The organism is Leisingera sp. ANG-DT (genome assembly GCF_000813785.1).
In the GTDB taxonomy this organism is placed as follows: domain Bacteria; phylum Pseudomonadota; class Alphaproteobacteria; order Rhodobacterales; family Rhodobacteraceae; genus Leisingera.
The window spans coordinates 38,028-61,769 of the sequence record NZ_JWLE01000031.1 but is presented as its reverse complement, the minus strand read 5'-3'; the positions used below and the strand labels follow the sequence as shown (position 1 = coordinate 61,769).

The window sequence follows — 23,742 nt, the reverse complement described above, 5'->3', positions numbered from 1 at the left end:
TCTTTCCTCCTCCCTTGCGCAGTCACGCCGCCAGGCCCAGCCGCCCAAAAGTCGCCAGCGCCTCAGCCTCGAGCCGGGCGGTGATTTCGACAAAAGGCTCCACCTTGTCCACAAACCCCAGCGCATGGCCCGCCGACAGCAGCCCCTGGGAGACGTCGCCAGTGGCATAGGCTTGGCGCCCTATCTTGCCGGACACATGCTTCAGCAGTTCCTGAATGCCTATCTCCGGATTGTCGCGCTCCAGCTTGGCAACTGTCTCGGTGGTTTGGTTGCGCAGGCTGCGCACAGTGTTGCGCACCGAGTGCATGGTCAGCTGCGTGTCCAGCTCGCTCGCATTCACCATCGCCTGCTTGTAATCCGGATGCGCGGTCAGCTCGCTGGCAACCAGGAACCTTGTGCCCATCACCACGCCCGCCGCACCCATCACCAGCGCGGCCATGATCTGCTTGCCGTGCCCGATGCCGCCGCCGATCAGCCAGGGGATGGTCAGCCGGTCCTCAGCCAGGCCTGCATTGACCATGCTGCCAACCATATCCATTCCGGGATGGCCGCCACATTCGGCGCCGACAATCGACACCATATCGACTCCCACCTGTTCGGCCTTCACCGCATAGCGCAGGCTGGGCACCTTATGCAGCACGGTGATCCCGGCATCCTTTAGGATGGGTATAAACGCCTCGGGACTGCGCCCGGAGGTTTCAACAAACTGCACGCCTTCGTCCGCGATCAACCTGAACACCTCCTCGGTCTTCTCCCCCGGCACCAACTTGGGGATCATCGAGACATTGACGCCGAATGGCTTGCCTTCGCACATCTCGCGGCAGCGGCGGATCTCGGTACGCAGATCGTCCATCTCAGGGAAACTGGCCGCAGTGATGAAAGAGATTATCCCCGCCCGTGCCGCAGCCGATACATATTCGGCATTGGCCAGCCATTGCAGGCCGCCCGCCACAACCGGCAGCCGGGTGCCATAGGTCCGGGTCACAGGCGTGTCGAAAATCGCAGGAAGAGCAGAAGTATGCATCATGTCGGTCTCCTTACCGGAATACTGGGGAAGTTTTGCTGAGAAAGGCGCCGATGCCCGCCTGGGCCTCGTCACCGCCAAGGGCCTTGGCCATGGCATCGCGTTCATGGTCGAGCTGGTCCTCGAAACTGGCGGTTTCGGCCTGATTGAGAAGCTTCTTGATGTCCGCAATCGCAATCTCAGGGCCACGGGCCACCGCATCGGTCAAGGCTTCGGCCTGCGCCAAGGTGCGCCCCTTGGGAGCCAGCTCCGTCACCGCACCCAGCTGATGCATCCGCTCAGCGCTGAGCGGTTCCGCCAGCATAGCCATTCGCGCCACAGTTGCCCGCGGCAGTGCCTGTGTCAGGGCATAGGTGGCGCCGCCATCTGGCACCAGGCCCGCTTTGACATAAGCCAGAGTGAACTTGGCCCCGTCTTCCGCGACGATCATGTCAGCCGCCATCGCCAGGGACAGCCCGGCCCCAGCCGCGCCGCCTTCGACTGCTGCAATCACTGGCTTGGGGCAGTTCCGGACCGCACGGATCAAGGCGTTCAGCTTCCCGATTTGCACCTGCCGTTCTTCAAAGGACATCGCGCGGCGCTCTTTCAGCATGTTCAAGTTGCCGCCGGAGCAAAAGAACCCGCCCTCGCCCGCCAAGATCACTGCCGCAATCGCAGGGTCCCCTGCCGCACGCGCCAATCCGTCCAGCAAGCCTTGGTAATATTCATAAGACAGGGCATTGCGCATTGCTGAGTTGCAGTTCCAGATAACCAGGGTCCTGTCGCGGACCTCATGCCGATAGAGCGTACTCATGCCGCATCCTCTAATGCTGTTCCGCGCACGCGTTTAAAAACACCGGTGGAGGCTGCGATCAGCCGCCCCGTTTCGTCCCGCAGGTCGCAAGAGACAAATTTGGTTGTGCCCCCGCCCCCAGTGATCCGTCCGGTCGCCCGCACGCGACCATGCCGAGCCACTGCCATGTAATTGACGTTCAGCGACAGGGTGAGGAAAGGGGTGGTGCCCCGCGGATCGCACGACAGGCTGGCAGTTATACCACTGGCAGTGTCCAGCAGCGTCGCTGCAACTCCGCCATGCAAGCCGCCCTGGCGATTTAGGTGCAGGCTAGAAATCTCCAGCGCGCAATGCGCCTCAATCGCGTCCGGGTCAAATTCGACGCCATAACCCATCGCTTCAAACAGCGGGAGCAGGGGTCTGTCAGGGCGGACCAACGGCATAGCTTATCCTGCCTTAAGCGCGATGAAGCGCTCCAAATGGTAATCGGAGTCGCCAAACAGATGGTCGATCATCGTCAGCCGACGGGCGAAATGGGACAGCGCATATTCATCAGTCATGCCGATGCCGCCATGCATCTGGATGCATTCCTCGGCCACCAGCGCCCCGGCCCGGCCAATCAGGTTCTTGGCGGCGCTGGCGTGGATTTTGCGCACATCACGCGGCTGATCCAGGTTGCCTGCCAGGTTGATCACGGCTGAGCGCGCCTGCTCCACCTCGATCAACATGTCCGCCATACGGTGCTGCAGCGCCTGAAACTTGCCGATCGGCATACCGAACTGCTTGCGCTCCTTCAGGTAGCTGATGGTCAGGTCCTTGGCGGCCTCCATCGCCCCCAACGCCTCTGCGCAGATGGCTGTCAGGCCACGGGCAACAGCGGCTTCCAGCGCGTCCAGCCCTTCTCCGGCAGCACCCAGCCGGGCCGCATCCGTCAGCCGCACCCCGTCCAAGGTAACCGTCGCAGAAGGGATCCCGTCCATGTTGCGATGGCCATTGACGGTCACGCCCGGCGTGTTTACCGGCACCAGAAACAGGGAAATGCCTGCCATATCCGCCGCAGCGCCGGTCTCCCGCGCCGAAGCCACCAGGGTCTGCGCCCCGGCGCCATACAGCACATGGGTCTTGATACCGTTCAGCACGATGGCATCGCCGTCGGCAACCGCCGTGGTTTCCACATGGTTCAGGTCATAACGCGCGCCTGCCTCGCCCTGCGCCAGCGCCGCCACATGGGTTCCGGCGATAATCTCATCCACCAGCTCGCGCTGGCGGTCGTTGCCCAGTGCGGCAATCAGCCCGCCAGCCAGCACTGCCGGCAGCACCGGTTCAATCACTCCGGCGCGGCCAACCTCTTCAAACACCACCATCAGGTCAAAGCCTTCGCCCCCGAAACCGTCCTGATCCTCGCGGAACATGGCACCCAGTACGCCCAATTCGGCCAGCTCGGCATAAATCTCAGCATCATAAGGTTCGCTTGAGGCAATCAGCGCCCGCCGGTTTTCGTGTGAATACTTGTCCGCCAGAAACCGCCGCAGCGTATCGCGCAGCATCGCCCGTTCTTCGGTTAGATTGAAATCCATGTCGCCTGCCCCCGTTACAGCCCCAGAATGGCCTTGGTGATGATGGTGCGCTGCACCTCGTTCGATCCGCCGAAGATCGACAGCTTGCGCATGTTGAAATAGGTTGGCGCCGCCGCCGCCGCGTGGTCCGGCCCTAACGCGGCTGCATTGCTGCCGCCGTCCAGAAAATCAGGCTGGAACGGCAGCGCGTCCGGCCCCATCGCCCGACGCAGCAGCGATGTTAGCTCCTGCCGGATCACCGTGCCCTTGACCTTCAGCATCGAGCTTTCGGCGCCGGGCGCCTGCCCCTTGGCCGCTGCCGAGACAACCCGCAGGTTGGTAGTCGCCATCGCCATCAGGTCGATCTCTGCCTGCGCCATCCGGGCCGCGAAATGCGGGTTCTCCGCCAGCAGCTGCCCGCCGGATTTCACCCGCCCGGCAACATGTTTCAGCGTGGTCAGCAGCGCATTCGAAAAACCAACCCCGGCAATATTGGTGCGCTCATGGGTCAGCAGGTACTTGGCATAGGTCCAGCCCTTGTTCTCCTCACCCACCAGGTTTTCCGCAGGCACCCGGACGTTTTCAAAGAACACCTCGTTCACCTCCGGCTCGCCGTCAATAAGCACGATGGGGCGCACGGTGACACCGGGCGTCTGCATGTCGATCAGCAGGAAGGAGATACCTTCCTGTTTCTTGGCATCCGGATCCGTCCGCACCAGGCAGAAGATCCAGTTGGCGTGCTGGCCCAGCGTGGTCCAGGTCTTCTGGCCGTTGACCACATAGTGATCGCCCTCGCGCACCGCGCGTGTCTTGACCGCGGCGAGGTCGGAGCCCGCGCCCGGCTCGGAATAGCCCTGGCACCACCAGTGCTGGCCGTTCAGAATGCGCGGCAGAAAGCGCTGGCGCTGGTCTTCGGACCCAAAGGCCAGCAGGACCGGCGCCAGCATCGACAGGCCAAACGGCAGGCTGCGCGGGGCATGGACGAGACAGGCTTCCTCCTCGAAGATATGGCGCTGCACCGCATTCCACTCGCAGCCGCCATAGGCCTGCGGCCAGTTCGGCGCCAGCCAGCCGCGCGCATTCAGCAGGCTGTGCCACAGTTCCATGTCCGCCTTGGCCAGCCGCTTGCCCAGCCGCACCTTTTCGCGCAGCTCACGCGGCAGGGTTTCTTTAAGCCACTGGCGGACCTCTGTCCGGAACGCCTGTTCTTCCTTGGTGTAGTTCAGATCCATCGCGTGGTGCCCCTCAGAAGATTTCAAACAAGCCGGCCGCGCCCATGCCGCCACCGATGCACATGGTGACAACGCCCAGCCTGGCGCCGCGCCGCCGTCCTTCCAGCAGCAGGTGCCCGGTCATCCGCGCGCCGGTCATGCCGAACGGATGGCCGATCGAAATCGAACCGCCGTTGACGTTGCAAATCTCCGGGTCGATCCCCAGCCGGTCGCGGCAGTAGAGCGCCTGGGAGGCGAAGGCCTCGTTCAGCTCCCACAGATCAATGTCGCTGACCGTCAGCCCGTGCCGCTGCAGCAGGCGCGGCACCGCATAGACCGGGCCGATGCCCATTTCGTCCGGCTCGCAGCCCGCCACGGCAAAGCCCTTGAAAGCGCCCAGCGGTTCAGCGCCTTCGCGCACGGCCACCGCGCTGTCCATCAGCACCAGAGCCGCAGCGCCGTCGCTGAGCTGCGAGGCATTGCCCGCGGTCACGAAATGGCCATCGCCCTGCACCGGCGCGAGCCCCGCGAGTCCTTCGAGCGTGGTATTGGGCCGGTTGCAGTCGTCCATGGCAAATGTCACTTCCTTGCGGGTGATCTCGCCGCTTTCCTTGTCCTTGAAGGCCTGAGTCACGGTGATAGGCACAATTTCATCATCCAGACGGCCCGCTGCCTGCGCCGCAGCCGTGCGCTGCTGGCTGGACAGCGCCAATTCGTCCTGCGCTTCGCGGCTGATGCCATAGCGTTCGGCGACGATGTCAGCGGTCTGGATCATCGGGAGATACAGTTCCGGCTTGTTTTCCAGGATCCAGCTTTCCCGCGCCTGCGGCGGGCGTGCGGGCGGCATCTGGCTTATGCTTTCCACCCCTCCCCCGATCGCGGCCGGCGCGCCCTCCATCACAATCGAATGCGCCGCCATGGCGACCGCCTGCAGCCCGGAAGAGCAGAAGCGGTTCACGGTGGCCGCGGAAACGGACACCGGCAGCCCTGCGCGGATCACCGACTGGCGGGCAATGTTGGACCCGGTCCAGCCTTCGGGGTAGCCGCAGCCGACCAGCGCGTCCTCGATCAGGTCCGGCGCAATGCCGGCACGCTGCACCGCATGGCTGATGGCATGGCCCGCCATAGTGGCTCCATGGGTTTCATTGAATGCCCCGCGGTAGGATTTGGCCAGACCGGTGCGCGCGGTGGAGACGATGACCGCCTGTTTCATTGAAAACTCCTTCAGGTGTTGAGGCTGGCAAAGGTCCGGCCTTCGGCGGCCAGACGTTCCAGCAGCGGCGCAGGCTGCCAGAGCAGGGGATCTTCCTCGTGGAAGCGGCAGATATCCTGCAGGATCCTGTCCAGCCCGATGGTATCGGCATAGTGCATCGGCCCGCCGCGCCAGCGCGGAAACCCGTAACCGTTCAGCAGGGTCACATCCACATCCAGCGGTCTCAGAGCGATGCCATCCCCGACCACGCGCGCAGCCTCGTTCACCATTGCAGCCATGTAGCGGCGGATGATTTCCGCTTCGCCGATGCTGCGGGGCGTGATGCCCTTGGCAGCCCGTTCCGCCGCGATGATCTCTTCCACCTCAGGGTCAGGACGAGGGCTGCTGGCGCCCTCCTCGTAGATATAGAAACCGCGCCCTGTCTTGCGCCCGAACCGGCCCAATTCGCAAAGCCGGTCGGCAAATTCGGGATAGGTCTCCCCTGGGTCACGCGCCGGAGCCAAACGTTTGCGGTTCGCCCAGCCGATATCCAGCCCGGCCAGATCGCCCACTGCAAACGGCCCCATCGCCAGGCCAAAGCCCGTCAGCGCCCTGTCGACCGAATAGGGGCTCGCCCCTGCCAGCACCATGCCGTAGACCGCCTTGCTGTAGTGCGACAGGATCCGGTTGCCGATAAAGCCGTCGCAGACCCCCGCGCGCACCGCCACTTTTTTCAGCCGCTTGGCCAGTGCAAAGCCCGTCGCCACTGCGTCCGGGGCAGTATCAGCCCCCACCACAACTTCCAGCAGCCGCATAAGATGCGCCGGCGAAAAGAAATGCAGACCAATCACATCCTGCGGGCGGCTGGTCATTGCCGCAATCCGGTTCAGGTCCAGGTACGAGGTGTTCGACGCCAGAATGGCTCCTGGCTTGCAGACCTTGTCAAGCCGGGTGAACACGTCCTTCTTGACGTCCATGCTTTCAAACACGGCTTCGATCACCAGATCCGCCTGTGCGAAGTCCTCGTACGCAGTGGTGCAGCGGAAGGCTCCGGCAAGCATGGCATCGCGCTGCGGCCCGGACAGCTTGCCGCGTTTCACTGCACTGTCCAGCATCTTTCCGACACTGGCCGCTGCCATTGACGCTGCCGCCTCATCGCGCTCAACCAGGGTCACGTCAAGGCCGCTAAGCAAAGCGCTGACGGCTATCCCGGTCCCCATTGTGCCGCCGCCGACTACACCCATCCGGTAGATTTCACGCGGTTCAACTCTTTCGGCATCCGGCAGCTTTCCAGCCTGCCGCTCGGCAAAGAAGGCATGGATCAGAGCCTTACTCTGATCGGAAGCCATCAGGTCCTGAAACAGTGCGCGCTCTTTCTTCAGCCCCTCGGCGAACGGCAACGACATTGCCGCCTCCACCGCATCCAGGCAGGCCATTGGCGCAACAGCCCCGCGTGCGGCCTGGGCTGTTTTGGCCCGGAAGGCCGCCATATCCGCCGGCTCCAGTGTATTGCACGGCAGGCTGCCGGACGGGCGCGGCCCCTTGCCAGTCGCGATCAGGCCCCGTGCGAAGGCAACGCCTTCGGCGCAGGCATCGCTGCTGTCCGCAATCCGGTCAATCAATCCCATCGAGAGCGCCGCATCGGCATCAACCGGTTTGCCGCCGGTGATCATCCGGGCTGCATCTGCCGCCGGGATCAACCGGGGCAGGCGCTGAGTGCCGCCTGCGCCGGGCAGCAGCCCCAACGACACCTCCGGCAGGCCGAACCGGGTATCCTTCACTGCAACGCGGTAGTGCGCCCCCAGGGCAATCTCCAGCCCGCCGCCAAGCGCGTTTCCGTGCATCGCGGCAATGACCGGCACAGGCGCCGCTTCGATTTCATTAATGAGATCCGGCAGAACCGGCGCCTGGGGCGGCTTGCCGAATTCCCGTATATCCGCTCCGGAAAAGAAGCTGCGGCCCGCGCAACAGATAACCACCGCCTTGGTCTGCGCGCTGTTCAGCGCCCTCCGCAAACAGTCCTGCAAGCCAGCGCGCACCGCGTGCGAAAGAGCATTCACCGGCGGGTTCTCCACCGTCACAACAGCAATGCCGTCATCCATTGCCAGATTGACCAGGTTCACCATTTCACCCCGCACGTTGCTCTCAGAATCTCTTGCTTTAGTTTTGCTACCTAATCCGATCTCTAATTTCAATATGTAAAATTACATTCCTTTATGCAGAATTTAACGTCCAGCGAAACAGCTGCTCATCTACAAGGTCGCACAGGACGCGGCATATAACGCGAACACGCACGCACTCACTGTCAACCGTGTGGAGTGTCGGCCAGTCAGGTTCCGGACTGAGGCTCATGATGAAGGGCCGCTTCTGCAGTCGCTCAAGCATGCACACGCATGTGCGGCGAACTTCCGGAGACCGCCCACCCTCCAGGAGTGAGAAGGGCCAAACAGCGGTTCCGGTCACGTCTGTTTTGGGCTGCCTGCCGTCATTGCTTCCGGCGACGGGAGCGGCGGCTTTGTCCGGCAACCTGTAGATCCAAGTTCTCTTCCTCGCGGCGACATGCATGAACGGCTGGTTTTCACGCCGCGCAGCCGCTCCGAAAACGATGCGGTCGCAGTAATTCTCTCGCTGCGAGCGCGCGCAGCGAAATTTTGACACTTCCGCTCAGGGCTCAAACCGGCCGATCTCCGCGCCGCGGCGGCCCTAGGCGCGTCCTGAAGGCCTTGGTGGGCGAGGTCGGCCCTGAGCCGACATCCAGCAGCTGATCTCGATGCTGCAGCCGCAGCCCGCATTGCCGCCATTCACTGCAAGAGAAAAATCTGATGACCGGCGAACTCACAGTGTGCCGGACTTTTGCAGCCGTCAGGCCTTGCAAAACCAAAGTTTGCTTCCTGTTTAAGTAGGCCCGCTATCTTTGATGCGTGCTGCTCTTTATTAATCAAGCTTGCAGGCGCTGATCCCGGACAAACAGCAAAAAGCGGTAGCCGGCTCCCTTTTGCGGGAGCCGGTTTTTTTAGGGGCTTGCATCTGACGCTCATTACCCAACGCAGATCGTGGGTTCATGCCACCAGTCGCGCCTCAGATTGCAGGTTGCGCTCCACCGGTACCGCAGGCGCAGGCATCGCTTGCTGCGCTCGCTCTGCGATAAGCTGTGTGACCCGGCGCGAGCCGGAGAACGATGCCCAGGCAAGGATCCGGATAAAGCGGGCCTCGTCGGGGTCGAAATCCAAAATTGCTTCGGCCATCTTTTCATCCACCTGATAAGGAGCCTTGGCGAGAACGATGGCAAGCTCTGCGATCGCCCGTTCCTGTCCTGAAAGGCCCTGCACTTCGTGCGCAGCCCAAGACCGGCTGAGCGGCATCTGTTCGCCCTGCCAGACCGACAGCGACTGAGAAACGACTTGCTTCACGCGCGGTGACACTGCCTGATTGGCTTCGCGTTCCACGGCGGAGGTCCAGCGTGCCAAGGCATCTGCGACGCGGGGATTGGGCTTCGCCCAATTCATGTCTTCCGGCAGTTCTGCCTCTGGCAATAGTGGTAGCGCACGGCCGGGCTTCAGCGGGAGTCTTCGTGTCACTTCCAGCTCGGATCCAAACAGCCGCAGCAGAATGGCTTTGGCCGCCTGTAGTCCGAACGGGGAACTCACGGGCGAATCTTCCATCACCACATGGCTAAAGCGGTTGATATCGCCCATGCCCATGATCGTTCCCAAAACTTCTGGCATCTGCTCCGGGGTAAAGGGCGGCTTGGAGACCCCGGTATTTCCCGGTGTCGCGACCTGCCGGACCCAGTCCAGGCGGGCGCGCAGCTTTGCATCCGTTGCTCTCAGTTCGTTGCGGGCGAAGATGTCTCCGGCAGCTTCGTGGTCGCCGGCGGCATGCACGAGGCTGACAAGCATGTCCTCGCAATAGGGGCAATCGTTCAGCTGTGACAGCACGGCGCTGATGGCGTCCTTTGTGGTTCGGTCAACCCGGTCTGCAACAAGCATGGATTCACGCCCGCCGGTCCAGATAGCGGCCATCAATTCGGGCACTTTCGACCGGCTTGTCAGAGAGCCGTTTTTGAAAAAGTCCTCGCGGATCATGTCGTAGACCGTTTTCGTCAAGCCCGTGGCCTTGCGGGCAGGTACAGCGCGGACATAGCGCATAGTTTTCACCGACATCGTATCGAACAGCCAATATCTGAGTATTGCAGGCAGCATTTCGTTCCCTCCTTTGGAAGTCTTCACGGTTAGAGGATCGAAACTGGCTCCTAAAATTTCCAGTATGAAGATTGTATTAGTTCATCTTCGATGGCGCTGGAATTATGTCGATGCAAGTTTTACTTATTGTTATTGTTGAGTAATACCGGTTCGACGATTGGCGAGTTAGTTTTACCGGGGGAAAGTTTGATACGAAATTTGTACTGAATGGATTTGATTTTTCCTTTAGGCTTTCGGGCATGAGTACCTATGGACAGTTCTGCCCGATCGCCAAAACCTCCGAAATCCTCGGAGAGCGCTGGACCAATCTCGTGATCCGCGAGCTGGGTGCCGGCAGTGAGACCTTCAATGACTTACGGCGCGGGATGCCGCTGATCCCGCCCTCGACACTGTCAGCGAGATTGAAATCTCTGGAACACGCTGGCGTGGTCTCGCGCATCGAAGTCGGCAGAGGCGTCAGGTATAGGCTGACGGAGGCAGGGCGCGAGCTGAAGCCAATCATCGTGCAGATGGGGATCTGGGGGCATCGTTGGGCCCGGAGCAACCTTACGCCGGACGAGCTGGATCCTTCCATGCTCATGTGGGACATCCACAGAACCATGAATGTCGACTATTTTGGTGACGGCAGGACAACGATCTATGTCGAGTTCAGCGACTTCACCGCCAAGTCCCGCCGCTGGTGGCTGGTTGTCGAGAGTGGCGAGGTCGACGTCTGCATGAAGGACCCCGGGCATGATATTGATATGTCGATTACGACCGACATCCGCACGCTGACCGGCGTCTGGATGGGGGACACAGCCTTGGGACAGGCCCTGCGCGATTATCGTATCAGGCTGTCCGGTTCCGGCAGATTGAAACGGGACATCGCAACCTGGCTGGGCCGCAATTACTTTGCCGATATTCCACCTGCGAAAGGGGCCGGGAATAAATAGGTTGGGCGCGATGCCGCAAGCAAGGCCGGTGCTGTTGCAATTCCTACGCGTACTCAGATTGGCGGCCTCTAAAAAAGGATGCCGCGAAACCAGTTTTTCAGGAAAGCGGTCTTTCGTGAAATACTCAGCATTTGCAGAATGGGCCCGCACCCGACGCTCGACCTGGCACCTTGATGCCGCAGTGCGGCCCTTCCTTGTGGTCTATCGCTGAAGTTTCTCAAACACGGTGTCTGGGAAATCCGGCAGCGCGGCCCCATAAGGATCGTGATCACGACAGCGATTTCACCAGTAGCACCCAGCGCTCGGTATCTGTTTCCCAATCCTCTTTCAGACACGGGGCTTGAGCGGTCTCTTTGTATCCCTTTCGTTTGTACAGACGCCGCGCGCCAATGTTGTCTCCGGCCACGATGACGCTCATCCTGGCTAAACCCTCGGCCCGAGCAATTTCGTCTGCCAGATCCAGCAAGCGTGATCCATAGCCCTTACCGCGGTGTTTGGGATAGCAAGCCAGAACGTTCACATACCAGCTTTCGAGTGCCTGGTTCTCCAATTCCTGCAATGGCCGAAACAGGGCCGGGAAATCCTCGCCTATCTCCACCGGTTCCGCCCCGATCTTGTAGCCGGTCAGGCTCGCCACCGCACCGCTTCCGAAATCCACCACGACAATCTGTCCCTCACGCGCTTTTTCGGCCTGTCTTGCGCGGCCGATCTTCCAAGGGTCTTGGCCATCTTCCGCAAGGCTCGTCCAGATGTAATAAGGCAACCCTTCTCCGGCATAGTTCACGAGATCGGCGAGCTGAGATGCATCCGACTCCCTGGCCAGTCGCAGCGGTGGTTCAAACTCTATCATTCGCTCCTCCAGTGTTTAGGTCATCGCGTTGGCGTCGGTCCGTGTGCCCGAACAAGCGTAACGGTTTTAACGCCTTCGATATAGGCGACTCAGCTCAAAGCTGCCTTGTGGTACCGCAGCTCCAGTGCCTTCACCGTCTCGAGATCGCCAGACCATCTGGATGGCGGCAGCTCAGTCCGAAGCCGCCATCGGGTCGAATTGCCCTGATGGAAGAAGCGAATGTTCATACGGCCGGCCTCAAGCAATAGAATTACCGGACGAAGGCGAAATATGACGAAACCAGTATATTGCCGGCCTGCGGCTTCAGGACGTTTCGTTATGCTTCGGTAAATTTCCTGCCAAGGCAATCGGGGAAAACCTTTGCCGGTAGCGGGCCGGCGACACACCTGTCCGCCGCCGGAACAGCTTGCGGAAATAGGAGGGGTTTGCATATCCCACTTCTTCACTGATCTCATCAATCTGCAGGCTGGTCGTTTCCAGCAATTGTTTTGCTTCTTCGATGCGCAAAGTTTGAACGTAGTCGATAGGTGTATAACCGGTCGCCGCCCGGAAACGCCGGTTAAATGTTCGCTCATTGAGGTTAGAGCGGCGCGCAAGCCTGCCAACGATGTTACTCTCGTGGTAGTTTTCAGCGATCCAGCTCTGGGCATCCGCGATCACGGAGTCCGCGTGCCGGTGGGCGGTCCGCGCGCCGGCATACATCAACTGCCCCTCTGCCCGCTCGCCAAACAGGAATATTTTTGCGATCCGGACCGCCTCTTGTCCACCGGCAAACCGCGCGACAAGATACAACGCGAGATCTTCCCAGGACGACGCTCCGCCACTGGTCACGATGCGGTCCGCCTCGCCAGCTGTGCTCAGGATGCGCTCCGGCGCCAGATTTACCGATGGATAGAATTTTTTGAACTGTTCAACGCTCGCCCAATGGCAGGTAGCTTGCTGCCCGTTGATAAGCCCAGCCTCAGCGAGAACCAGCGAGCCAGTGCAGACCGAACAGATAATGGCTCCTTGGTCGAAGCATTCGCGCAACCAGGCGCATTCTTCCGGCCAGCTGCCGCGCGGATCAAATGAAGCTCCGACGGCGATGTCCGGCACAATCACAACATCGGCCAGGCCAAGTTTCGCCTGAGGCGTGATCTCAATGCCGATTGCGGTCGGAATTGTGGCAAGGGACCGCGCTACGATTGCCGGTGAGAAGCGAACAGGAGTGTTTTCTTCGCCCGTCATGTCCGACCATGCCCGGCCGACCGATTGGAACACTTCATAAAGCCCGTACAAGGCCAGCGGCGTCGCTTGGGGCAGCGCCAAAAGCGCAAACTTTGTGTCCCGGGTCTTACCTTCCATGTGGGATTTTGTCCGAAAAGGGCCGTTTCTGTCCATAGCCGATCTGACGGCATGCGCGGGCCGGGGGTAGGCAGGGGTAGCAATTTCGAAAGGAACCACCAATGACCCACCACGCTGCCCTCCCTCCTGTGTTCGACCAAACCAGGGCCGAAGCATTTCTTGACACAGTTGCAGCAACCCTGAACAACGGTGCCGTGGCCGCTATGATTTCAGTCGGCCACCGCCTGGGTCTGTTTGACACGCTTACCTCACTGCCGCCCAGTCAAAGCGCCACAATTGCCAAAACCGCAGGGCTGGCCGAGCGTTACGTGCGGGAATGGCTTGCGGTAATGGTGACGGGGCAGATCGTTGACTATGTGCCGCAAGAAGGAACCTACAGCCTGCCGTCCGAACACGCCGCGTGCCTGACTGCCGGCGCACCGTTCGGGAACCTGGCTGTCTATGCTCAGTCGGTTGCGCTTTTCGGCAAGGTCGAGGACCGCTTGATGCAAGCCTTCCGAGACGGCGAAGGAATTCCGTACAGCGATTACCCCTGCTTTCACCAAATCATGTCCGAGGACAGTGAACAGACCGTTGTCGCTGGCATTGGCGAGATCATTCAAACACTGGCCCCCGATCTCGCCGAACGGCTGGATCAGGGCATCGACGTTCTGGACGCCGGTTGCGGTGCCGGGCTTGCGCTGATCCGGCTGGCTGAACTGCATCCAAACAGCCGGTTCAAAGGGATTGATCTTTGTCCGGATGCTATCGAGATGGCCCAGGGCACCGCAGCGTCACGCGGCGTGAGCAATGTGGGGTTTGAGGTGCGGGACCTGTCCGGTTTCGATGAAGCCTCAGCCTACGATCTGATCACCTCTTTCGATGCTGTGCATGACACCAAGGACCCCGAGGAACTTTTGAAATCCTATCACCGGGCATTGCGTCCTGGCGGCGTTCACCTCATGCAGGACATCGGCGGGTCGGTGCGGCTCGAAAACAACCTCGATTTTCCCTTCGCCGCCTTTCTCTATGCCATTTCCTGCAGCCACTGCACTCCAGTGTCTCTGGCGCAGGGGGGCAAGGGCCTCGGCACCATGTGGGGCTGGGAGACGGCTGAAACGATGCTGCGCCAGGCAGGTTTCCAGAGACCGGTGCGCAGTGTTCTGCCGCATGACCCGATGAACGTCTGGTTCGTCAGCCGGAAAGAGGCGCCGGTATGAGGCATGAACGTATTGTTGTCGTCGGCGCCGGCCCGTTCGGGCTGGCGCTGGGGCGTGAACTCCGCAGACAGGGGTTTGACCCGCTCATTCTGGAACGCGGCAGCGCAGTGGCCTCCGCCTGGCGGTCCCGCCATCCGCAACTTCAGTTGAATACGCACCGTGTAAACTCAGGCCTGAGGGGCCAGCCGATACCACGCACCGCAGGCACTTGGCCAGCGCTACCAGACTATGTCGCCTATCTCGACTGCATTGCCGGGCAATCCCGGTGCCGGATCGAAGTGAATTGCACGGTGCAAAAACTGGACCGCGACGCAGGCACATGGCTTCTGAAAACCGGCAAGGGCAGGATACGTGCCGATCAGGTTGTTCTTGCAACCGGCTTCGATAACACTCCAGTTGTTCCGAATTGGCCCGGGGCCTGCGGCTTTTCCGGTTCGATTTTGCATTCCCGGGACATGGGTGATGCAAGAAGATACCGAAACAAGTCAGTGCTGGTCGCGGGCGCCGGAAACTCGGCAGTAGACTGCCTGAACGTACTGGCCCGTGCTAAAACCGCTGATCTGAGTGTTTCGGTGCGTGCTGGCAGCACGACGGTGCCCGCGGAACTATTCGGCTTTCCTTTACAGTTGACAGCGCCACTTCTGGAACATCTGCCCGCACGTTTGGCTGATGCGGTACTTTCCGGGGTGGAACGGCTTGCTTTTGGCGATCTGTCGAAGTTCGGGCTGAACCGATGCCGCGCGGGAGCGGCGTCCCGCCTGAAAAACGAACATGTGGCACCATCAGTGGACCGCGGCTTCGTTGCAGAGCTGAAACGCGGCAAGATCCCGGTGTTTCCGCAGATCGCCAGGTTCGCATCCGATCAAGTGCATTTTGATGACGGCCGAACACTGCGGCCTGATTTTGTTATTGCAGCGACAGGCTACCGCAGCGGGCTGGAAAGCATTGCCGGGCATCTTGGAGTGCTGGACGAAGCCGGACGGCCGCGATGCTGCGGGACGGCCGTTCGGCCAGGGCTTCGGTTCGCGCTGATGCCGCCGCCCCTTGGCGGATCGCTGCGGGCGATCTCAAAGAAAGCACCGGTGATTGCCCGTTCAATCGCGCGAGATTTGAACTGAGGCATCAAGGCTGTTCGCACGACCCGGCAGGCAAACGAAGTACGGCGAGCGAGCCGAGTTCCACGCACCCTGTCGGCACTGCAAATCCGGAAACAGGGCTTTGCCGACCTTGGTAATCAAACGGCTTGGACCCTAAAACTTCCCAGTTGGGATTGTCCTCTTTTTTGGTCTCACGAACTGTCCTCGCTGTCGCAGCAAATGGCCGCTTACCGCCCGACTTGCATGAGTACCAGTCCCAGCTGCGAGGCAGGCCGGAGGTTCGCTTAGGGCTGCTAGTGACCGACTGCGCCCGCAGCAATTTGGCCTGGTGCTCATAGCAGCTGGTGGCACAGCAGGAACAGGCAGCTTCGCCGATTGAACCTGCAAATCAGCCCTAGTTTTCCTGAAGGAAGTCAGATCAAACCTAACAGATCCCGCGAGCAGATAACGGGAATTGGGTCAACAATCTGACAGAAAGGTCAGTTTTGCTTGGCATTTGACAATTTGGGAAGTGGCGGACCGAGGAGGATTCGAACCCCCGACCCCTTGATTCGTAGTCAAGTACTCTATCCAGCTGAGCTATCGGTCCACTGCGGCGGGGTTTAACCACACCAACCCAAGGCCGCAACCCCAAAAAATACTGCGTTCAAAGATTCTGGCCATCAAGATATGCTCTGGCGCTTCCAGCAGCAGTTCCTCCGGTGCTTGCATTCGCCCCGTCCGGCTGCAGCCCCCGCATGCGTGCTCCTTAACAGAGGCCTGACCAAGGGTGCATAAATCTGCTAAAGATTGTGCTAGTGTCAGGCACCCACTCATTTTCCGGCTGCCCTGTCACCGGGATACAGATACGGCAAGGCAAAGGAGGCCGCCGATGCCAGAGAGCGAGTCTGCAGTTTTCCGGCTCCGGCCGCTGGAACCGGATGATTTCGCCACAATGGCTGTCTGGTTCGAAAATGTGTCTGATCTGGCCCGCTTTGACCGCTCTGCCAGGGCACCCTGCAATACTGCTGCAATGGAGACTTCCTGGGGTCCGGCTGAAGAAACAGAAAGAAACCCCGCAAAATGCTGGTTTGCTATTACTGCAGAATCCGGGGAACTTTGCGGGATTTCAGGCTTAGAAAGCATTTCAGCCGTGAACCGTGATGCCGTCATAGCGCTGTTCGTAGAAGAGCAATGGCGCCGGCAAGGAATTGGCATCCGGTCAATGGCACTGGTTTTGGACTTTGCCTTCCGCCAGATCGGGCTAAATCGCGTTACATCCTACTACCGGGCCGACAATAAGCACAGCCAGCAAATGACATCACGCGCCGGCTTTGCAACAGAAGGCAGGATGCGCGAAGCTTGGTTCGCCGAAGGCCGGCATTTCGACATGGTCAGTGTCGGACTTTTGCTCGGCGATTGGAACGACCGCCGCCAGGTACTGGCACGGGAACTAGACGCCTCCTGCAGCGTCGGCTTCCGCGGCGGAGCTGATTCTGGCTGGGCTTGGCCGCCAGGCCCGCAAGATCCGCCAGACGGATGAACAGCATTAGCCCGCCCTGGTACCGCACGGCAGCGGATCCGGCTTGCGGCCGGTCTCAGCCATTCTCGCAGGAGGAGGTCAGCTTGTGAGCGGCAAAGACAAGACTTCTACAGTCCGGCGTCAACTTGGGGCGGTACTGTTTGCCGATGTGGTTGGTTATGCCCGGCTTATGGGCAACGACGAAATCGATACTTACAGTGCCCTCAAATCCCTCTTGGAGCAACTTGAAGCCGCCTGTCAGGCACATGACGGGCAGGTTGTTGCTGTTCGGGGCGACGGTGTACTTGCCTTGTTTGAAACGGCCACGGATGCGGTGAAGTTCGGGGTCGAGCTGCACCGTATTGCCGAGCAGAACAACAACTCGCGCCCGGAAGATCAGCAGCTGCGATTCCGGGCGGGGGTGCATATGGGTGAAATCCTTGTCGACGACCGCGGTATTCACGGCGACAACGTCAATATTGCTGCCCGCCTGCAAGAAATCGCCGAACCGGGCCGGGTGTATGTCAGTGCAGCTGTGTACGAGCAGATCCGAAACCGGTTGCGCTTTGGCTTTGAATTCCTGGGCCCCCAACAGCTCAAGAACATTGCAGATCCAGTTCCTTCCTATTGTGTTCGCAGCGAAATCGAGGGCGCCGCGATGGCCGCGACTTTACGCCCGGACCGCCCGCCTGCGCATCCGCAACTGCCGGGCATTCCATCGGTTGCGGTGCTGCCCTTTACTAGCTTGGGCGGCGAGGAAACCGACAGCTGGTTTGCCGATGGGCTGACAGAGGACATCATCCTGAACCTGTCCAAGTTCAAAAACCTCTTTGTCATTGCCCGCAATTCCGCATTCTTCTTCAAGGCGCGCTCAATGCCGCCTCAGGACGCGGCGCGAGAACTGGGGGTGCGCTATGTGGCACGGGGCAGTGTCCGGCGGGCAGCGTCCCGGATCCGCATAGCAATAGAACTGATTGATGCAGATTCCGGCAGGACCATCTGGGGTGAACGCTATGACCGGGATATTGATGATATCTTTGCAATTCAGGATGAGGTCACAGACGCCATCGTTGCAGCCACCGCGGTTTTGATCGAAGCGCACGAGCGCAAGCGCATGTCGCAAGCCGCCCCTGCTGACCTTGCCGCCTACGGCTATGTGCTGCGTGGCCAGCAGTATATCTTCCGTTACACACGGCAAGACAATCACGAAGCGCAAACGCTGTATGAAAGGGCTCTGGCCCGGGACCAGGACTATGCCAGGGCATCGGCAGCCATTTCCCGCACGATGAATATCGATTGGCGGTATTCCTGGGCCAAGGATGCGGACCACGCGCTGGACACAGCCCTGGCCTTTGCGCAAAGAGCTGTGGAACTGGACCCGACCGACGCCCGCGGCTTTGGCGAATTGGGCTTTGTTCACCTTTACCGTAAGGAGCATGATGCCGCTCTTGGCGCTTACAGGCGCGCCCTCTCACTCAACCCGAATGATGCCGATCTGCTGTCGGATTACGCTGACGCGCTGGCACATTCCGGTGACAATGAAACCGCGATCAGCAACCTGAAACAGGCCATGCGGCTCAATCCTTACTTCCCGGATCAGTACCTGTGGCACTTGGGCGGGGCTTACTACAATCTCAAGGAATACGATGCAGTGATTGACACGCTGACTAAGATGAATAACCCGACAGAGGGCCAGCGGATGCTGGCTGCCAGCTATGCCCAACTCGGCAAGATGGAAATGGCGCGTGACATGGCTGCCCGTCACCGCGAGGCCCATCCGAATTTTTCGCTGGACCGCTGGACGAAGGTTCAACCTGACCGCCTGGAGGAAGACACCCTGCATTTCGTGGAGGGCCTGAAGAAGGCAGGTTTTTAACTCGGGTCCTCGAACCAGCAGGTTCCGCAGTTCGCGTGGCCCGCGCGTGCCGGTTCAATCACCTGAGCCACGCGCTTTTGCACCACTGACCTTGGCACCGCTGACTTTGGCACCACTTACTTTAGCACCGCTTACTTTTGCGCCACTGACCTTGGCACCGCTCACCTTCGCTCCACTAATGTCTGGGCCGCCTCCAAAGTAGACATCCAGAAGCACCTGCTCCAGCATACCGGTCATCACATCCATGCGGATCGAGTAATCTGCCTTGTCATACTCCCAGACCATGATGTCGTTTGCGAACTGGTACTCGGCTGACGCAACACCTGTCACTGACGGATCCAAAGGCGCACGGGCGCCTTGATTGGCTGGCAAGTTATCTGTCGCGCTTCTGCCCTCTCCATGCACCAGAAACAGCGTCGGCTCAGGCAGTTCAAAATAGGTGCCTTCGTAAGCAAACCCATATATCCGTGCAAACTTTGCGTGCAGGCTGAGCTGGGCATCCAGCAGATTGTTCCGGCCACGGCCGCGAAGCCCGGCCTGCTTGTAAATTTGCTTTGGAATGTCTTTGGTTTGGATCCAGACGGTATCGCCGAACTCAGTTCCCTCCAGAACTGCAACCCGCTCCTCGGCAGAGACCTTCATCTCCGAGACCAGCTTCAGAGTGTTGCCAGCACCTGAGGTAACTTTGTAGACACCATTCTCGTTTGCGTTGTTTCGCCGTACCAGAACCAAATCGTTCTCGGCAATTTCCACGCCGTCCAGTTCTGTGTCGATGTTGTTCAGGTTCACCTTCTCGACAGTCGCCACGCGCACCGTCTTTTTGACGTCCGATCTGACGATCTGCAGATCTTTCAGGAGGCGTCCAAATAACAGCACTTCAGAGAAACTCAGCAAAGACTCGGCCACCGTACATACTCCCGTGGCTATGACAACAACACCAGAAGATCCTTCCGCAAGGTGCCGGCTGCAAACCTCGCCTGCCCCGCTTCCGCAAAACTCTCCCTCAGGATGAAAGTATCACAAACAGGAAAAAAATTACAGAAGTAACGGCTACAATCCATCCGGAACCCGTGTCCGCACGGAATGTGCGTGGCTGTCGTCGCCCGCTTCGCCCAGGCGCGGACCGGCCTCGACCAAGCCGATTCCGCGCATGCGGAAGTTGCCCTCGATGATCGAATGAAAAGCACCGCCCGTCGAATTTCCGTCGACCAGCAGCAATGCCTGCTCTACCGCGGCATAGGTCAGAGTCTCCGCATCCAGCATGCTCCACGCCGCCGCCAGATAGGAGCCTAGAATATCCCGAGCTTCCAGCAGCGCCAGACGGAACCCTTCCGGATCAGCAGCATAACGGTCATCAAATAGGGCCTGCATAACCTCGCCGTAATAGGGACTGTCTTCCAGTTGGTCGGACAAATCCTCCATTTCCGGTGTAATGAGTTCATGAACCAGCAACCGCTCATGGAAGATATCCACTAGGATATCGAACATTGCCCCGGTCAAGGGTTCGGACAGCGCGTGCTCGCTGTTCCAGCCGCAAACAAAATCATCCAGCAACCGTGTGTTTGCGGCCATCCGGATTTGCGCGTTTCCGGCAAGCTCTGCGAAACGGTTTAGCTGGTTGAAAGTGTATAGGTTGCCCCGGGTACTTTCCAGCAACTCCTCAACCACCGATCCGAAATGCAGCGATGCAATCAATGCAACCATGTCTGCCGCGGATTCGTGAAATCCATAGTATTCACCCGGAACATCCTCGGAAACCGGCATCCCGGCGACGCTGTAAATGATGGCATGTCCGATCTCATGGGCAACCACGTCAAAATTCAGGCTGTAGGCGCGGTACTCATCGCCGTGTTCGCTGGTACCCCCTGTTTCCAGAAAACCCCAACCGATGTGCGCGTTATCCAGGCTTGGCAGCAGCGACAATTCCAGCCGGTCGTAATCGCGGGCGAAGTGCCAGGGGATTTTATGGCCGAAATAGGCCTCCCACACATCCAAGGTGAAATGCGCCGCGGCAAAAAGATGTGCTGCTTCGAACCTCGGGTCGGAAGGCTCAATATGAAAGAAGTGCCCGTCCTCATCCGGTTCAGGCGGTGCATGCAGCTCACCGTGCCAGGGCGGCAGATACATGCCTGGCCCTTCAGGCCCCTGCACGATCGCTCCATAGGGGATCGTCTTGCCCTGCGCGTTAACTGTATACATCCGCGGCCCCGAAGGCCCCGGACCAATGGTGCCCGGCGGGGCTGAAATCTCGACCAGCTCCAGCACCGGCTCGTCCGTTCGGAACGGTGATTGCGGAAACAGCAGAAACCGCGTTCCCGGCGCTTCTTCTGCCGTCACAAAAGGATCGTCCATACATCCTCCAATCCTGCGGAGGTATCACCCGGCTTGTCCTGCCTCGTCCCTGCTGTCCGGCGCAGGCCTTGTGTTGACACCCTGATGATACATGAATTCACGCCGGATCAGCTCAAAGAATTCCTCGGTGCCAAGCCCGACCGACAACGCGTGCGCCTCAAGATCCTCCGGGATGTCTCGCTGGAGGACGTATTCGAAATACCAGGCCGTCATCTGCAACCGCTCGCTCTGCTGCTTCTGACTGTCTGGCTGCGCCTGCTCCGCTATCTGCTTTTCCTTGGCCTCGGCCCGCGCTTTTAATCCGGCGAAAGCGCCTGCCAACTGCAGTTCCGCCAGCAAGCAGGGCTCCAGCTCTTTCTGCAAAGCACTGACAGCCTTGGCGATTTGAGCCGTTTCCCCAAGTTTTGCCTCATATTGCATAGCCGTTAGCCCATTAGCTACCAGCCACGCCTGCAGATCCTTGCTGCGCAATAGGCTGTGCTCCTGCCGGTGACTGTTCAGCTGCGCCAACAAAGCCTTGCGCTCAGGCGGCACTCCTGCCCTGCGCACCTTTTGCAGTGCCAAGCAGCGTAGCGCAGCCCGGTTCCTGAACTCGGCAAAGCGCTCGGGTTTCAGCCGCAGTTCGTCCAGTACCCACCGCTCTGCATCCTGCAATGTTTGTTCCTGCGCCTCCGCGCGGCGCACCAGCCCTTGCCAGGCGAGAGTCTCCTCCATTTGTTCACTCAATTGGCTATTTCCCGGCGCCCCAGCGCCAGAAAACACCGCCATCTGCGCCAGCATCTCCTGCGCGTCATTGCGCTTGGCATCAATCGCGCCAGTCTCCAGCCAAGAAGAAAACCGGTCCCGCCAGGGCGACACCGGAAGATCTGCCAAAATCTGTTTCCAAGTCCGCTGCTGGTAGAAACGCGTCTTAGCTGTCTCAAGGACCGTTGCCGCCTGTGCCGCATCCAAAACCATGCCGCTGACCGCGCGGTCCACCGTCGCACGGATCGAGACCATTGGCTCACTCAGCGGTGCAAAACCTAGCTCGGCAGGGCTGTGCAGGACCGCAACCTCGTCATCGTCGGCGATCGCGCCTGAGGCATAAGCCGCATAGATTCTGCCAACTCCAATCATACCAAAGGCCGAAAGCTCTGCCGCCCGCAAGGCACCCATGCTGGCGCTTCCGAACATGGTTATGCCCTGCTCCATCGCCCACAGGATCTCCTTGTGCCAGACCGAGGGAACCCCTTCGAAATAACCGTCGATCAGCCCAATTGCTTCGGCACCCTGGCGAGCTGCTCTGTAAATATCCCCCTGACCGGCAGGGGGAAGCACGATGGAGCCTGGCAGCAGAGCTTGCGCCTCCTCCGCACCGATAGTCGGTCCGGCGAACACCACTGCAGTCACTGGCTTGCCTCCGCTGCTTGTAGCGCCCGCGTACCAGCGATGAAGTCAGGATCGTCGTGCGGCGCTTCCAGCCCAGGGATCACTGCACGCACCACGGATACTCCCAACCCCGGACGCGACAGATCCACTGTCAGCACTTGCTTCATTCCAGCTGCTGCCAGCCTGACGAGCAACCATGACTGATCCTTTTCGAAGGAAGAGGAGGAAAACGCCGGGCAGTCTTGAAACCGGACCACGGCCTTGGACTGGGAGAGCAAAAGGCGAACATATGATGCTCGCTCAGCGGAAGCCGCTGGCGTAAACTCCTCAGGGTTCAGGTCATCACGTGCGCCGGAAATATAAGTCAGCCGGGTCTGCGCCGCCTCTGTAAGCGCCCTTAACGCAGCAATAGCCCTGTCTGGGTGACAGCCGCTACCGATGCCGATATGGCCGGCCCGACTGCCAGCCTCGCTGATCATGCAATGAAAAGCCGGAACTCCAATGTCAGAAGTGATGTTCCAAATACCGGCGTCCAGTCCCGCCGCGGCAAACCGGCCGATCGCTTCTTGACAGCGTGCGTCATTTATCGTGTCCGGATCAATACGCGGGCCTGGTGCCGCATGGTGCCACAGAGTTATCGCATCGCGTTCAATCAGCTCGCAAATCGCATGGCAGGAAGCTTCCGCAAGGCTATTGCCCGACGCCAGCCCGTTTGTGGTGCGCGGGAACGCCCCCTGCCCGCCGCTTGGAGGACCGGTATAGTCAGTATCCACCATTTCATAGGGAAGCCAAAACCGGGTGCCAGTTGCCAGGTCGGTGCCTTCAATCCACAACATCCGCCGTTGCGGGTCAAAGCTGGCACCGGTCACGCGCGGCAGCCGCGCCACATCCGCAACCATGGCCTCTTTTTGCAATTCATGAAAGCTGGCTGAACGCAGCGGCAGGTTAATCCGCTCCGCGTGCCAGGCCTCAATAGCCTCCATCACACCGGAGGCCTTCGCCGCCTCCAGCGTCAGCCCCTTGCCCAGCGACACTGCAACTGACCGGGAGTTCGGCCGCGTAACCATAACCGTGGGCAGGCCCACTCTGTCCAGCCCGGTCAGATTGGCAATCCGGGTAATCCCCATATCAGTCAGATGCGGACGCACTCTTGCGAGCGTCTGCGCAGGATCACACAGCCGGTGGGTGTCGTGCAAATAGCCTTTCTGCTGCGCCTCGAGCATCTGGCAGGTCTCGCTGTCATGACAGCCGCAATAAATCTGTGCT

19 protein-coding genes and 1 tRNA gene are annotated in these 23,742 nt (G+C 60.0%); 5 read left to right on the top strand and 15 right to left on the bottom strand.

Annotation, left to right across the window (positions count from 1 at the left end; genetic code table 11):
- Window positions 1-22: 22 nt before the first annotated feature.
- The 8 genes from RA21_RS19445 to RA21_RS19405 form a co-directional block, all read right to left on the bottom strand.
- On the bottom strand, window positions 23-1,027 hold the full coding sequence (locus tag RA21_RS19445) for an NAD(P)H-dependent flavin oxidoreductase (RefSeq protein ID WP_052257720.1): 1,005 nt from the start codon (window positions 1,025-1,027) through the stop codon (window positions 23-25).
- 10 nt (window positions 1,028-1,037) lie between these two features.
- A complete protein-coding gene (locus tag RA21_RS19440) occupies window positions 1,038-1,817 on the bottom strand; it encodes an oxepin-CoA hydrolase, alternative type (RefSeq protein WP_019295363.1) in 780 nt (259 codons plus the stop codon).
- The gene (locus tag RA21_RS19435; protein WP_019295364.1) at window positions 1,814-2,239 is read right to left on the bottom strand and encodes a PaaI family thioesterase; all 426 of its coding nucleotides are present in this window, start codon (window positions 2,237-2,239) and stop codon (window positions 1,814-1,816) included. Before RA21_RS19435 ends, RA21_RS19440 begins: the two co-directional genes overlap by 4 nt.
- Window positions 2,240-2,242: 3 nt before the next feature.
- The gene (locus tag RA21_RS19430; RefSeq protein ID WP_019295365.1) at window positions 2,243-3,373 is read right to left on the bottom strand and encodes an acyl-CoA dehydrogenase family protein; all 1,131 of its coding nucleotides are present in this window, start codon (window positions 3,371-3,373) and stop codon (window positions 2,243-2,245) included.
- 14 nt (window positions 3,374-3,387) lie between these two features.
- Complete coding sequence (locus RA21_RS19425) at window positions 3,388-4,584, bottom strand: acyl-CoA dehydrogenase family protein (RefSeq protein WP_019295366.1); 1,197 nt, start codon at window positions 4,582-4,584, stop codon at window positions 3,388-3,390.
- A 13-nt stretch (window positions 4,585-4,597) separates the two neighbouring features.
- On the bottom strand, window positions 4,598-5,776 hold the full coding sequence (locus RA21_RS19420) for an acetyl-CoA C-acyltransferase (protein WP_039151938.1): 1,179 nt from the start codon (window positions 5,774-5,776) through the stop codon (window positions 4,598-4,600).
- A gap of 11 nt (window positions 5,777-5,787) precedes the next feature.
- Window positions 5,788-7,881, bottom strand: a complete 2,094-nt coding sequence (locus RA21_RS19415) for an FAD-dependent oxidoreductase (RefSeq protein ID WP_039151936.1) — start codon at window positions 7,879-7,881, stop codon at window positions 5,788-5,790.
- A gap of 933 nt (window positions 7,882-8,814) precedes the next feature.
- Window positions 8,815-9,984 (bottom strand): hypothetical protein, encoded by a 1,170-nt coding sequence (locus RA21_RS19405; protein WP_152612430.1) that lies wholly within the window; start codon window positions 9,982-9,984, stop codon window positions 8,815-8,817.
- 212 nt (window positions 9,985-10,196) lie between these two features.
- On the opposite strand from RA21_RS19405, the gene RA21_RS19400 reads away from it, so the two are divergent.
- Window positions 10,197-10,889, top strand: a complete 693-nt coding sequence (locus RA21_RS19400; protein ID WP_019295372.1) for a winged helix-turn-helix transcriptional regulator — start codon at window positions 10,197-10,199, stop codon at window positions 10,887-10,889.
- Between the two features lie 268 nt (window positions 10,890-11,157).
- Here the strand turns inward: RA21_RS19400 and RA21_RS19395 are convergent, their stop codons facing one another.
- Both RA21_RS19395 and RA21_RS19390 read right to left on the bottom strand, forming a co-directional pair.
- On the bottom strand, window positions 11,158-11,739 hold the full coding sequence (locus RA21_RS19395) for a GNAT family N-acetyltransferase (RefSeq protein WP_039151932.1): 582 nt from the start codon (window positions 11,737-11,739) through the stop codon (window positions 11,158-11,160).
- A 303-nt stretch (window positions 11,740-12,042) separates the two neighbouring features.
- Window positions 12,043-13,083 (bottom strand): GlxA family transcriptional regulator, encoded by a 1,041-nt coding sequence (locus RA21_RS19390; RefSeq protein WP_039151930.1) that lies wholly within the window; start codon window positions 13,081-13,083, stop codon window positions 12,043-12,045.
- Between the two features lie 101 nt (window positions 13,084-13,184).
- Here RA21_RS19390 and RA21_RS19385 point away from each other — a divergent pair, with 101 nt between their 5' ends.
- Window positions 13,185-14,282 (top strand): class I SAM-dependent methyltransferase, encoded by a 1,098-nt coding sequence (locus tag RA21_RS19385; RefSeq protein WP_039151928.1) that lies wholly within the window; start codon window positions 13,185-13,187, stop codon window positions 14,280-14,282.
- Window positions 14,279-15,400, top strand: coding sequence for a flavin-containing monooxygenase (locus RA21_RS22425; protein WP_082009008.1), 1,122 nt, complete (start codon window positions 14,279-14,281; stop codon window positions 15,398-15,400). Before RA21_RS19385 ends, RA21_RS22425 begins: the two co-directional genes overlap by 4 nt.
- 491 nt (window positions 15,401-15,891) lie before the next feature.
- Here the strand turns inward: RA21_RS22425 and RA21_RS19375 are convergent.
- Window positions 15,892-15,968 (bottom strand) — tRNA-Arg (locus tag RA21_RS19375).
- Window positions 15,969-16,250: 282 nt separating this feature from the next.
- On the opposite strand from RA21_RS19375, the gene RA21_RS19370 reads away from it, so the two are divergent.
- Both RA21_RS19370 and RA21_RS19365 read left to right on the top strand, forming a co-directional pair.
- Entirely contained in the window at window positions 16,251-16,901 is a 651-nt protein-coding gene (locus RA21_RS19370; protein ID WP_019295377.1) for a GNAT family N-acetyltransferase, read from the top strand.
- Window positions 16,902-16,986: 85 nt separating this feature from the next.
- Window positions 16,987-18,756, top strand: coding sequence for an adenylate/guanylate cyclase domain-containing protein (locus RA21_RS19365; protein ID WP_039151925.1), 1,770 nt, complete (start codon window positions 16,987-16,989; stop codon window positions 18,754-18,756).
- A gap of 54 nt (window positions 18,757-18,810) precedes the next feature.
- On the opposite strand, the gene RA21_RS19360 is transcribed toward RA21_RS19365, so the two are convergent.
- From RA21_RS19360 to RA21_RS19345, 4 genes are all read right to left on the bottom strand, one after another.
- On the bottom strand, window positions 18,811-19,662 hold the full coding sequence (locus RA21_RS19360) for a hypothetical protein (protein WP_019295379.1): 852 nt from the start codon (window positions 19,660-19,662) through the stop codon (window positions 18,811-18,813).
- A 144-nt stretch (window positions 19,663-19,806) separates the two neighbouring features.
- Complete coding sequence (locus tag RA21_RS19355) at window positions 19,807-21,108, bottom strand: hypothetical protein (protein ID WP_052257718.1); 1,302 nt, start codon at window positions 21,106-21,108, stop codon at window positions 19,807-19,809.
- 24 nt (window positions 21,109-21,132) lie between these two features.
- On the bottom strand, window positions 21,133-22,497 hold the full coding sequence (locus RA21_RS19350; protein ID WP_039151924.1) for a TfuA-like protein: 1,365 nt from the start codon (window positions 22,495-22,497) through the stop codon (window positions 21,133-21,135).
- Window positions 22,494-23,699, bottom strand: coding sequence for a YcaO-like family protein (locus RA21_RS19345; protein ID WP_039151922.1), 1,206 nt, complete (start codon window positions 23,697-23,699; stop codon window positions 22,494-22,496). The genes RA21_RS19350 and RA21_RS19345 overlap by 4 nt, the downstream gene beginning before the upstream one ends.
- Window positions 23,700-23,742: the final 43 nt, after the last annotated feature.

Bases quoted from the DNA above. Each gene is read 5' to 3' on its own strand.
- RA21_RS19445 (WP_052257720.1), bottom strand. From the start codon at position 1,027: ATGATGCATACTTCTGCTCTTCCTGCGATTTTCGACACGCCTGTGACC.
- RA21_RS19440 (WP_019295363.1), bottom strand. From the start codon at position 1,817: ATGAGTACGCTCTATCGGCATGAGGTCCGCGACAGGACCCTGGTTATC.
- RA21_RS19435 (WP_019295364.1), bottom strand. From the start codon at position 2,239: ATGCCGTTGGTCCGCCCTGACAGACCCCTGCTCCCGCTGTTTGAAGCG.
- RA21_RS19430 (WP_019295365.1), bottom strand. From the start codon at position 3,373: ATGGATTTCAATCTAACCGAAGAACGGGCGATGCTGCGCGATACGCTG.
- RA21_RS19425 (WP_019295366.1), bottom strand. From the start codon at position 4,584: ATGGATCTGAACTACACCAAGGAAGAACAGGCGTTCCGGACAGAGGTC.
- RA21_RS19420 (WP_039151938.1), bottom strand. From the start codon at position 5,776: ATGAAACAGGCGGTCATCGTCTCCACCGCGCGCACCGGTCTGGCCAAA.
- RA21_RS19415 (WP_039151936.1), bottom strand. From the start codon at position 7,881: ATGGTGAACCTGGTCAATCTGGCAATGGATGACGGCATTGCTGTTGTG.
- RA21_RS19400 (WP_019295372.1), top strand. From the start codon at position 10,197: ATGAGTACCTATGGACAGTTCTGCCCGATCGCCAAAACCTCCGAAATC.
- RA21_RS19395 (WP_039151932.1), bottom strand. From the start codon at position 11,739: ATGATAGAGTTTGAACCACCGCTGCGACTGGCCAGGGAGTCGGATGCA.
- RA21_RS19390 (WP_039151930.1), bottom strand. From the start codon at position 13,083: ATGGAAGGTAAGACCCGGGACACAAAGTTTGCGCTTTTGGCGCTGCCC.
- RA21_RS19385 (WP_039151928.1), top strand. From the start codon at position 13,185: ATGACCCACCACGCTGCCCTCCCTCCTGTGTTCGACCAAACCAGGGCC.
- RA21_RS22425 (WP_082009008.1), top strand. From the start codon at position 14,279: ATGAGGCATGAACGTATTGTTGTCGTCGGCGCCGGCCCGTTCGGGCTG.
- RA21_RS19370 (WP_019295377.1), top strand. From the start codon at position 16,251: ATGCCAGAGAGCGAGTCTGCAGTTTTCCGGCTCCGGCCGCTGGAACCG.
- RA21_RS19355 (WP_052257718.1), bottom strand. From the start codon at position 21,108: ATGGACGATCCTTTTGTGACGGCAGAAGAAGCGCCGGGAACGCGGTTT.
- RA21_RS19345 (WP_039151922.1), bottom strand. From the start codon at position 23,699: ATGCTCGAGGCGCAGCAGAAAGGCTATTTGCACGACACCCACCGGCTG.